This is a genomic window from Veillonella parvula, from assembly GCF_032472435.1.
Lineage (GTDB): Bacteria > Bacillota > Negativicutes > Veillonellales > Veillonellaceae > Veillonella > Veillonella parvula_N.
The window spans coordinates 144,217-156,268 of sequence record NZ_JAWEGM010000003.1 but is presented as its reverse complement, the minus strand read 5'-3'; the positions used below and the strand labels follow the sequence as shown (position 1 = coordinate 156,268).

Below are 12,052 nucleotides of genomic sequence, written 5' to 3'. Positions count from 1 at the left end.
GACTTATATATGGTAATAAAAGGAGAGATTCTATGAATCAACGAATCATAGCAACCATAGGCGCCCTATTAATAGGGACCGCCGTCATAAGTGGTTGTGGATCAGAAAAGCCCCCTGAAGATACAAGTCTCAAGGTGCGCACCATCACTATAGGTGAAGAGTCTGGAACTACTGATGCTGGCTATGCAGGCACCATTCATAATAAAATAGAAACAAATTTAGCCTTTCAAATTGGAGGGCGTGTCATCAACAAATTTGTAAATGTTGGTGATGTAGTACAAGCAGGCCAAGTCATTGCTCAAATCAATGGTTCAGACACATCAGCTCAGGTGCAAAATGCTGAAGGTGCTGTAAAAGCTGCTCAATCGGCCTACGAATTGGCAGAAACCAACGCTAAACGATACCGCGAGCTCTATGCACAACAAGCAATTAGTAAATTGCAATTAGACCAAGCTGAAAACCAATTGAATGCCACATCTGCTCAATTACAACAAGCACAAGCAAGTCTTAATTTGAGCAGCAATCAAAATAGCTATACTAATTTAACGGCCCCTGATACAGGTATTATTACAGCTTTCAATATTGAAGCAGGACAAGTCGTAGCAGCCGGTCAAAGCATTGGTACCTTAGCGGCCGGTCACGACCCAGAAGCAGTCATTGCCCTTCCTGAACAAGAATTGAGTAAAATTCATGTAGGAAGCCCTGCTACTATTACCTTCTGGGCTCTACCTAATGTAACCGTGCAAGGTGTAGTACGTGAAATTTCACCAGTTCCTGACCCTGTAGCCAGAACGTATACCGTAAAAATTACCTTACAAAATGCGCCTAAAGAGGTACAACTAGGTATGACGGTCAATGCTAATCTATCTACTACAGATAGTACCAATATTTCTATTCCATTGACGGCTCTTGTGAAAGACTCTAACGGTAATAATGCGGTCTATATCATCCGCGATAAGAAGGCTCATCTCGTACCTATCAAGACTGGTGAATTCGGTAAGAACTCCGTCATCGTCACATCTGGTTTAGCTAAGGGTGACATTATCATCACCGCAGGCACCCAACAGTTACAAGAAGGGACGGCGGTTAGTCAATGAAACAATTTAACTTAGCCGAATGGGCTCTTAAACACAAGTCCATTATCTACTACTTCATGGCTGTGCTCCTCACCTTCGGTATCTTTTCATTCACCCATATGGGACGCATGGAAGATCCTGATTTTACGATGCGCACCATGGTGGTCGGTGTTGCTTGGCCGGGGGCTTCTCCACAAGAAATGTCGGATCAGGTAACGGACAAACTAGAAGAAAAACTACGCGACCTTCCTGGTGTAGATTATACAAAATCTTTCACGGATGGCAGCAAATCCGTTATTTATATCAATCTAAGAGAGGATTTGCCATCCGATAAGATTCGTCCCGCTTGGGAAGAAGCGCGGAATATGATCAACGACGAATGGAAATCATTGCCTGCAGGCGTTCAAGGACCGACCATCAACGACAGGTTTGACGATGTATATGGCATTATCTATGCCATTAGTGGTGATGAATTTTCTTATGAAGAAAAGCGTCAACAAGCAGAAGACTTAAAACGTCAGCTTTTATCTGTTCCTAATGTTAAAAAAATCAGCCTCATTGGGGTTCAACAACAAACCCTCAATGTAACCATAAACAAGGATAAACTCGCATCCTATAAAGTCAGTACACAACAGCTGTTAACAGCGCTTAAACAACAAAGTATGATGGTTCCAGCTGGTGTGATTACAACGGATACAAACAATGTATATCTTCGTGTCAACGGTCTATTCGATAGCCCTCAAGCGGTGCGAGATATGCCAATCCGCATCAATAACCAAACGTTGCGACTCGGTGACATGGCCGATGTAACCATGACCTACCAAGACCCTAGTAGTCCTCAGTTCTACTACGAAGGCAAGCCGGCTATAGGTATTGCTATCTCCATGGATGCAGGTGGAAATAATATAGAATTTGGTGAAGCCATCGATAAAAAGCTAGCAGAATTGAATAAAACGATTCCTGCCGGCCTCGAACTCAAGCAAGTATCGAATCAGCCCCATATCGTTAAGGAATCTATTGGCGATTTCTCTCAATCCTTATTTGAAGCCATCGCCATCGTATTGCTCGTAAGCTTTGCATCCCTTGGTTTACGAACAGGTGTTGTGGTAGCCCTTACCATTCCAGTCGTTGTGTCTACGACGTTCATCTTGATGTATGAAAGCGGCATTTATCTACATAAGGTTAGCTTAGGTGCCTTAATTCTAGCTTTAGGCCTCCTCGTAGACGATGCCATCATCGTTGTAGAAATGATGAGTGTTAAGCTCGAAGAAGGGTGGGGCCACTTTAAATCGGCTACCTTTGCTTATCAATCTACAGCATTCCCTATGCTATCTGGTACGCTCATTACCTGTGCAGGCTTCTTGCCATTAGCATTGGCACAAGGTATGGTAGCAGAGTTTACAAAATCTTTATCCATTGTTGTCTTTATGGCACTCATCCTATCTTGGTTCGCCTCTGTTCTCGTCAGCCCTGTATTGGGTTATAAAATCATTGAAAACAAGGCTCCAAAGCCGGAATCGGAATGGACTAAACGAGACCGTATCATGCACAAGCTCAATGTGACCTTCTATGATAAGTTTGAAAAACTATTACATTGGGCACTAGGACATCACAAGGTAGTCTTATTAGCTACTCTAGGTGCCTTCGTTTTATCCTTGCTTTCACTACCGTTGATTAAACAGGAATTTTTCCCATCATCAACGCGTAATGAAATTATTGTATCCATGCAATTCCCTCAAAGTTCGTCCATCGAGTATACTGCTAACCAAGCAAAAATCATTGATGAACATTTGCAAGGTGACGAACGTATTTCAACCTTTACCTCGTACATTGGACAAGGTTCTCCGCGTTTCGTTCTCACCTTAGAGCCAGAATTGCAACGAGATAATTTCTTACAATATGTGATCGTCACAAAATCCTTAGAGGATCGGGATAAACTATATGGTGAATTAACATCTTATTTAAATGAAGAATTTCCTTCAGCTCTCGTAAATGCTCAATTTATACAAATTGGCCCACCATCTAAATATCCAGTTATGCTTCGCATTGCTGGCCCTGATCAAAAAGTGGTAAAAGAAATTGCCAACCAAGTAAAAGCAAAAATGCAAGACGATAAAGACTTACAAAATATCGCCTTTGACTGGCCAGATACAGAACCTGTAGCCAATATTCACATCGATCCAAACAAGGCACGTTTACTCGGCATCGATAGCTATGCTGTATCCTTGCACTTGCAAAGTCTATTGTCTGGTACTAAATCTGGTGAATACTATGAAGGGAACCAAACCATTCCTGTTACCTTCCGTTTAGGTGACAACGAGCAACATAACTTAAGTGCTCTTTCATCCTTGCCAATTCAAACAGGAAATGGATCCTATGTACCACTAAGCCAAATTGCAACCATTACCATGACACAAGAGGATGGTATTATTTGGCATCGCAATATGATGCCAACCATTAGTGTGCATGCCAATGTAAAAGCAGGTATATTGGGTAATGCGAAAACGAAAGAGATTTACAAATCCTTACAAGACATTCGCGATTCCTTGCCTACAGGCTATTCTATTGACCTAGACGGCGCCGCTGAAAAGAGCGAAACAGCCGTTCAAAAGCTATTAACACCAATGCCAATTATGCTCTTTGTAATCATGACAATCCTCATGTTCCAATTAAAGCGTATCGCCCTCATGATAATGGCTCTACTCACGGCTCCATTGGGACTAATCGGTGTTGTATTAGCACTCAATATTACGAGAACGCCGTTAGGCTTTATGGCTATTCTAGGGATCATCGCCCTCTCAGGTATGATCATCCGTAACTCCATTATCTTGTTAGACCAAATCGAAATTCACAAGGCAGAAGGACAAGAACCTCGTGAAGCGATTATCAACTCCGCTACACTTCGTTTCCGCCCTATCATGCTCACCGCTATCGCAGCGATTTTAGGCATGATTCCTCTCATGGGATCTGTATTCTGGAGTCCATTAGCCATCGCCTTCAGCGGCGGCTTACTAGTGGCGACGGTTCTAACACTCATCGTATTACCAGTCATGTATGCAAGCTGGTATAAGGTAAAATAAAAAAGCAGTAATTATTTCTGCTTTTTTATTATCTATAAGATATATAGATAAACCACAATACAAAAAACCTCCTATAAAAGTTTCTAATACTTTTTATAGGGGGTTTTTTAATAAATATCATATAAAAAAACAGCAGGGCTTTCCCCTGCTGCTTTTTTAGTCACAATAATACATTACGACTTACTTATTTCCCTTAGGATTATATTAATAATTATATCTGACTTAGTCTATTATTTATTAAACTACAACGGCTGTACCATTGCATGTAATCATAAGCATGCCATTTTGTGCACCTACTGTGCTGTATTGGAAGGATACACCAATAATAGCATTAGCACCCAATTTAGAAGCTCGTTGAGACATTTCGTCGAGAGCTGCTTTGCGCGCATTCATCAAAGAATCTTCATAGCTGCCACTACGACCACCAACAATGTCTCGAATGCCAGACATGAAATCTTTCACAAAGTTACGGCCTTCTACTACTTCACCAAATACAATACCTTTGTACTCTTGTACAGGTTTATTTTCAATATGCATAGTTGTTGTAATAATCATAATTGTATCCTTTCTAATTGACTACAATATATTTTGATTTATTATAACAAGACTTTTAGAGAAAAACAATTATAAATATAGCTTTCACATAAAACAATTACATATTATACATCAAAAAAATACATATTACATATCGTAAAAATACATATCATAAATAAGAAAAAGACCTGCTCACTACTTTCATAATGAACAGGTCTAATTTTATGTTATCTATCGAAGTCACGATCAAGGTTAACTTCTTTCAACGGCACAACTTTAGTTTTGTTGATGTATTTGTAACCAAGGTAAACTGCGAAGAAGATTGGTAAGCCAATGTAGGCAACGGATACGCCGTACCAGTCGATGGTATCACCTGTGAAAGCAGAGTAGTTTTGACCACAGATGATGATGATGCAAAGAATGAACGCCAAGATTGGGCCAACTGGGAATAACCACGCTTTGTATGGCAATTCACTAAGATCTCTGCCTTGTGCAATGAATGCACGGCGGAAACGATAGTGAGATACTGCAATACCAACCCATGCGATGAAACCACATAAACCAGAGATATTAACAATCCATGTATAAGCTGTACCTTCACCGATAAAGCTTGTTAGGAATGCAAATAAACCGATTGCTGTCGTTAAGATTAACGCAGGTACTGGAACGCCACGTTTATTTAACTTAGCAAAAATTTGAGGTGCTTGACCTTCCTTAGCGAGTGCGTACAGCATACGCGTAGAAGAGTACAGACCAGAGTTACCAGCACTCAATACAGCCGTTAAGATGATAGCATTGATAAAGCTAGCAGCAAAGGCAAAACCAAAGCGGTCAAATACGAGTGTAAATGGAGAAATAGATACGTTCTCTACACTAGAGTTCAACAGATTTGGATCTGTGTACGGAATCAAGAAACCGATAACCGTGAAAGCACCGATATAGAATAATAGAATACGCCAGAAGATTGTATTAATCGCTTTTGGCACATTCTTTTCAGGGTCTTCCGCTTCACCAGCGGCTACACCGATCAATTCAGTACCTTGGAAGGAGAATCCTGCCACCATAAAGATAGCAAGAATAGATTCCCAGCCACCTACAAATGGAGCCTCTCCTACAGTCCAGTTTGCAAATCCTGGAGATGTACCACCGATACCAAAGATGAGCATAAAGCCACAGAATAGAAATACGAATACTGTAATAACTTTGATGCTAGAGAACACATATTCACTTTCACCAAAGGAACGAGTAGATAAATAGTTCAAGCCAAATAAAATGAGCAAAAACAGAGCAGACCATACGATGGCAGGTACATCAGGAAACCAATATTTCATGATCAGCGCCCCTGCTAATACTTCAGCAGCCAAGGTAATAGCCCAGTTAAACCAGTAATTCCAACCTAAGGCAAAACCAAAAGCAGGATCTACATAGCGTTTTGCATAAGTCCCGAAGGAACCTGGAATTGGCAAGTATGTAGCCATTTCCCCAAGAGATGTCATGAGGAAATAAACCATGATACCAATGAGGCCATAAGCTACAAGAGCACCACCAGGGCCAGCTGTACTTACCACTTCACCACCAGCAACGAATAAACCTGTACCGATAGCACCACCTAAAGCAATCATATTCATATGACGCGCCTTTAGGGACCGTTTTAGATGTTGATCTTTGTTAGACGTAAACTCTACGTTACTATTATGATTTTCAGACATGGGTCACCTCTTACAAATCTAGATTACGCACGTATTTTGCGTTATCTTCAATAAATTTACGACGAGGCTCTACCTTATCACCCATGAGAACCGTAAAGATTTTGTCAGCTTCGATAGAATCTTCTAAACTAACTTGTAGAATCGTACGATTATCAGGATTCATTGTAGTTTCCCATAATTGTTCAGGGTTCATTTCACCTAAACCTTTGTAACGTTGGATTGTAGTACCATCACGGCCTACTTCATCAAGTTTAGCAGTCAACTCTGCATCAGAGTATACATACCAGTGAGATTTACCCTTCTTAATTTGATACAAAGGTGGTTGAGCAATATAGATATGACCTTCCTCTACCAATGGTTTCATATAGCGGTAGAAGAATGTTAATAACAATGTACGGATGTGAGCGCCGTCAACGTCCGCATCTGTCATGATGATAATCTTGTTATAACGGGATTTTGTAATATCGAATTCATCGCCAATACCTGTACCAAAAGCGGTAATCATGGAGCGAATTTCGTTATTAGCCAAAATCTTATCGAGGCGTGCTTTTTCTACGTTAAGAATTTTACCACGCAATGGCAAAATTGCTTGGTAACGACGATCGCGACCTTGTTTTGCAGAACCACCCGCAGAATCACCTTCCACAAGATAAATTTCAGTCATAGATGTATCTTTTTCGGAGCAGTCCGCCAATTTACCAGGAAGGCTAGATACTTCCAACGCATTTTTACGGCGTGTTAAGTCGCGGGCTTTACGAGCAGCCTCACGAGCACGGCTTGCCATCGTTGCTTTTTCGATGATCTTCTTCGCATCTTGAGGATGTTCTTCGAAGAATGTTTTAAGACCTTCTGTAACGATAACGTCTGTAATACCTTTAACTTCGCTATTGCCAAGTTTAGTTTTTGTTTGGCCTTCAAATTGAGGTTCCAACACTTTTACAGATACGACAGCTGTCAAACCTTCACGTACGTCTTCACCGGAAAGATTAGACTCACTTTCCTTGATCAAACCAGATTTACGGCCATAATCGTTGAGGGTACGAGTCAAGGCAGCACGGAAACCAGATAGATGTGTACCACCGTCAATCGTATTGATGTTATTTACGAAGGACAACAAGTTTTCACTATAGCTATCGTTATATTGCAATGCTACATCTACCACAACATCGTCTTTAGTATTTTCAATATTGATAACAGTTGGGTTAATTGCTTCTTTATTTTCGTTCAAGAAGGTAATGAAAGAAACCAAACCACCTTCATAGTGGAAGCTTTCAACACGAGGTTCCTCTAAGCGCAAATCGCTTAATGTAATGCGAAGGCCTTTGTTAAGGAATGCCAATTCTTGTAAACGCATTTTCAATGTATCAAAGCTAAATACGGTAGTTTCAAAGATTTCTGCATCTGGCTTAAAAATAACTGTAGTACCAGTGCCTTCAGCCTTGCCGATTTCGTGCAACTCGGAAGTTTTATGACCACGAGCAAAGGAAATCTCTTGAACAATACCATTTTGAGATACTTGAACCTTAGTCCATTCACTCAATGCATTAACTACGGAAATACCTACGCCATGAAGACCACCAGATACCTTGTAGCCACCACCGCCGAATTTACCACCGGCATGCAATTTCGTTAATACTAGCTCTACCGCAGACATACCAGATTCATGCATCCCTGTTGGAATACCACGACCATCATCGACAACGGTAACACTGTTATCTGGATTGATGGATACTTCGATATGTGTAGCATAACCAGCAAGCGCTTCGTCCACAGAGTTATCTACAACTTCGTATACGAGGTGATGCAAACCACGAGCAGACGTACTACCAATATACATCCCTGGGCGTTTACGCACCGCGTCTAGACCCTCAAGAACCTGAATATTCTGAGCGCCATAATTTTGTTCAGGCATGAAACAAACTCCTCCTAACAATCTATCATACTGCACTTGATTGAAATAAAGTAACAAAACATGTACAGGATTAAACTTTATCTCTTTATTATACTATAAAACTCATCAATCCGTCTCATTAAAGTCTTAATACTGATACCAGATCCATACACACAATGATCAGTGACCACATAGGTCTTGATTTGCTCCTCTGGCACCATGGCGATATATTCTAGCGTTTCATAGTGATGAATAGGACTTTTATGGGACTTTCCGCCCTTGGCATGCACCATCGTAATAATGGATTCTATGGGTACGGAAATAGTATCCCCAATATGAACGTACATAAGAATGCTCCCTCTACTTTTCTAATGTCCCATTAAGGGCATCGATTTTGCGCTGTTCTTCTTCAGCGAGGAATTTTGATCGATATTTATTACACAAATTAATAACGTGCTGATCCGTCAACTCATCAGGCTTTTTGTGGGTGATGAGCATGGCCACCATAAACATATGACGGCGATTGATAGATCCTTTATAAATCTTATCAAGGTAAAAGTATATGGATTCCCGCATCGCTTCTGCAAAGTCTGAAAAACTACACTGTATAAATTGCTGACAGTCGCTGTATTTAAAGTACGGATACTTTCTAATAACCGCCTTAATCTCCTTTATATGAGCCCGATGCAATTCATATTCACAGGTTGGACAGATTTCCTTTTTAGATTTCATATGCATGCCACATCGTTTACAACGATGGTATCCATGCTGCTCTAAATAGATTTCTCTCTTACGAGCCGTAATCTGTACTTTCCTGAAAGCAGCTTTTAATACTTCGTTATCCGTTTGTTTCAACGATGTATCGATAGCGTCTACGTCTTCTTTTGAAAGCACGATATCTGCAAAGTTAATACGTTTTGTAATAATTTGTTCATCAGGAATCGTGAGAGACGTATTAGTTTCTACTTTCACATAGCTCTGACGTTTCATGATGAAGCGAATATCGGTGATTACCTCTTGGCGGTAATACTTGTTGATAGCCTCGATGATACGACGTTTTTGCATCTGTAATTCCTGCATCCACATGGAATTATCTGCACTGATAACCATATTTGGAGGCTTGATGGACACAATTTTTGTATGATCCGCGATGACATCACCTACTACATCACGCCACTTGTGAACAAGGGTATTTAATTTATATTGTTCCAGTAAATTCAGTTCTGCTAAGGCCTTTGGTAAACAAAGATCAAGGCTGTCCATACTGAACCTGTCCCCCTTCACAAGAAATAAATTGAACGGATTTCAAATCTTTAAAATCGTGAATATCTGTAGTGGTAATAAATGTTTGAATTCGTTTATGAATAAACTGCAATAAATTCGTTCGTCTCGACTCATCAAGTTCGCTCAATACATCATCCAAGAGAAGAACTGGATATTCTCCTACCTCTGACTTGATAAATTCAAGCTCACTCAACTTTAAGGACAATACAGCGGTTCGTTGCTGACCTTGGGATCCAAATTTCTTTAAATCCATAGCATCGGAAAAAAATCGTAAATCATCGCGATGAGGGCCAACGCTAGTACTCAATCGATGACGATCCTGCGGCAACGCTGCTTTAATGCGTTCGTAAAAGCCTTCCTTTGTATATTCCAATGCACCATTGTCCATATACGGCTGTTCATAACCAATGGTTAAATTCTCAAGGCCACCTGTCAATTTACGATTCATCAAATCAATGAGCAAATTAATTTTTTTTAAGCTTTCTAATCGTTTCTTTACGATAAAGCTCGCCATATCTGCTAGCTGCAAATCCCATTCTTCAAGAGGAATATTATTCTTTCCTCTATATTCTTTTAGAACTGCATTTCGTTGCTGTAACAACCGATTATACTGCATCAATTGATGATAGTAAATAGCACTGGTCTGAGATATTTCCATATCGAGAAAACGCCTACGTCCAGACGGAGTTCCCTTGATGAGCTGTAAGTCTTCAGGACAGAAGATAACTGTATTTAATGTACCAATCAGTTCTTTTTGAGATATTTTTGTGTCGTTTAATCGAATATCCTTAGGACCTTGACGGAATAATTTAATATTTACCTTTTGAGGCGTATCCTTTTTCTCGAACTTTACCACAATGCCAGCTTCTTCAGCATTGAACATGAGCATATCTGACGTATCATTCGTACGATGGCTTTTACCAATCGTACCAACATAAATCGATTCGAGGATATTCGTCTTACCAGCCCCATTAGTGCCATATAGAACAATAATCTCAGGATTAAACTGTATCTGTACATCCTTATAATTACGAAACTGAAATAACTGCAGTGAGTCAATTCTCACCGATTATGCCTCCTCTTGTGTAATCACGAGGTCTACATCGAGACCTTCACAAGAAATCACATCACCAACGCGGCATTTCTTGCGTTTTTCCGTTACAACCTGACCATTCAAGGTAAGGATGCCTTCATCGATGAAAGATTTTATTTGACCACCTGTTTCAATGATGCCTTCTAACTTCAACAACTGATCAATTTGAATGTACTCCGTATGAATGGGTACCTGCTGTTGCTCTTTCATAACGTTCTCCTAAAGTGATAAAGGTCAAGCATTTGTGCGAACTGGTGTTACTACGTATGTATAGTTCGGATTATTGTCTTGGCGAATGACAACAGGACCATTTTGTTTTAAGAACAAGTGAATATTATCGCCTGTGCTGTGACGCAAGATGTCAGAGATGTAGCGACCATTGAAGGAGATTGTGAAAGGTGTACCTTTAAATTCAACAGCTACGTCTTCTTTTGCCATACCGATTTCAGTATTTTGAGTAGACAATGTGACATTGCTTTCAGACCAATCATAACGAATTACATTATAGCTGATGTCTTTAGCCAACAAGGATACGCGATCAACAGCACCAGCAAATTCGCGGCGATCAATTACAGCGCTAGAATCGAATTGAGAAGGAATTACCTTTTCATATTCAGGGTATGTACCTTCGATTAAGCGAGAAATAATATAAATAGATTCAAAATTGAATACGATTTGTGTGCGATTCCAAATAATATTGATCATAGCTGGATTATCTGTTGGTAATAAACGAGATACTTCAGCTAACGTTTTTGTTGGAATGATAGCACGCATTGGAGTCGTTGCTGGTTCATCGATGGTAATTTTTTTAACAGCCATACGGTGTGTATCGGTAGCAACCATAGTCACTTCGTTTTCTTTGATTTCAAGAAGAGCACCGGTAAATACAGGACGATCTTCATCAGTAGCAGCTGCATAATTTGTTAAATCGATGAGTTCTTTCATAGCAAAGCTATCGATGTTTACATGATCTTGGTCGTGAATTTGTTCCACCAAGGAAAAATCATCTGGGTGTAATGTAACAAGATTAAATTCAGAAGATCCAGATGTGATAGTCAAAGAATTTCCGTCTTCTGGTTTGTAAAGTTCAATAGTATCGCCAGGCAATTTGCGAATTAATTCTTGGAAATAGCGGGAACCTACCACTAAAGTACCAGGTTCTTTAATGTCTCCATCGATGGTTAAGCGAATGCCGAGTTCAAAGTCGTTACCTTGCAATTCTACTTGACCATTTTTTGTAGTCATGTAAATAGCGCCTGGTAAGTTGGAACTTGTTTTATTTTGAGATACCTTTTGCAATACGTTAATTGCTTTTTGGAGATTTGCTTTTGGAAATGTAATATGCATATGTTACTCCTTTTTGAAAGTTTTATATTAATTTGTAT

General features: G+C 40.0%; 10 protein-coding genes. 2 read left to right on the top strand and 8 right to left on the bottom strand.

From position 1 onward, the window contains the following. Positions 1 to 32 precede the first annotated feature (32 nt). The gene (locus tag E7A03_RS06045) at positions 33 to 1,097 is read left to right on the top strand and encodes an efflux RND transporter periplasmic adaptor subunit (protein ID WP_287510094.1); all 1,065 of its coding nucleotides are present in this window, start codon (positions 33 to 35) and stop codon (positions 1,095 to 1,097) included. Continuing rightward, positions 1,094 to 4,156: an efflux RND transporter permease subunit gene (locus tag E7A03_RS06040; RefSeq protein WP_287510092.1), complete on the top strand. Its 3,063-nt coding sequence runs from the start codon at positions 1,094 to 1,096 to the stop codon at positions 4,154 to 4,156. Before E7A03_RS06045 ends, E7A03_RS06040 begins: the two co-directional genes overlap by 4 nt. 237 nt (positions 4,157 to 4,393) lie before the next feature. On the opposite strand, the gene E7A03_RS06035 is transcribed toward E7A03_RS06040, so the two are convergent. From E7A03_RS06035 to dnaN, 8 genes are all read right to left on the bottom strand, one after another. Next, entirely contained in the window at positions 4,394 to 4,711 is a 318-nt protein-coding gene (locus E7A03_RS06035; protein WP_004692937.1) for a YbjQ family protein, read from the bottom strand. Between the two features lie 206 nt (positions 4,712 to 4,917). Further along, positions 4,918 to 6,399, bottom strand: a complete 1,482-nt coding sequence (locus tag E7A03_RS06030; RefSeq protein WP_287510091.1) for an amino acid permease — start codon at positions 6,397 to 6,399, stop codon at positions 4,918 to 4,920. Positions 6,400 to 6,409: 10 nt separating this feature from the next. Continuing rightward, complete coding sequence (gene gyrB / locus E7A03_RS06025) at positions 6,410 to 8,311, bottom strand: DNA topoisomerase (ATP-hydrolyzing) subunit B (protein ID WP_004698069.1); 1,902 nt, start codon at positions 8,309 to 8,311, stop codon at positions 6,410 to 6,412. A gap of 77 nt (positions 8,312 to 8,388) precedes the next feature. Beyond that, positions 8,389 to 8,637 carry a DUF370 domain-containing protein gene (locus E7A03_RS06020; RefSeq protein WP_287510089.1) on the bottom strand — a complete coding sequence of 83 codons (249 nt, stop codon included), beginning with the start codon at positions 8,635 to 8,637 and terminating at the stop codon, positions 8,389 to 8,391. Between the two features lie 13 nt (positions 8,638 to 8,650). Continuing rightward, entirely contained in the window at positions 8,651 to 9,553 is a 903-nt protein-coding gene (locus E7A03_RS06015; RefSeq protein WP_120055221.1) for a DciA family protein, read from the bottom strand. Continuing rightward, positions 9,540 to 10,640: a DNA replication/repair protein RecF gene (gene recF, locus E7A03_RS06010; protein ID WP_156697386.1), complete on the bottom strand. Its 1,101-nt coding sequence runs from the start codon at positions 10,638 to 10,640 to the stop codon at positions 9,540 to 9,542. Before recF ends, E7A03_RS06015 begins: the two co-directional genes overlap by 14 nt. Positions 10,641 to 10,643: 3 nt before the next feature. Then, positions 10,644 to 10,877, bottom strand: a complete 234-nt coding sequence (locus E7A03_RS06005; protein WP_004692943.1) for an RNA-binding S4 domain-containing protein — start codon at positions 10,875 to 10,877, stop codon at positions 10,644 to 10,646. A gap of 24 nt (positions 10,878 to 10,901) precedes the next feature. Then, positions 10,902 to 12,014, bottom strand: a complete 1,113-nt coding sequence (dnaN, locus tag E7A03_RS06000) for a DNA polymerase III subunit beta (protein ID WP_004698016.1) — start codon at positions 12,012 to 12,014, stop codon at positions 10,902 to 10,904. Positions 12,015 to 12,052: the final 38 nt, after the last annotated feature.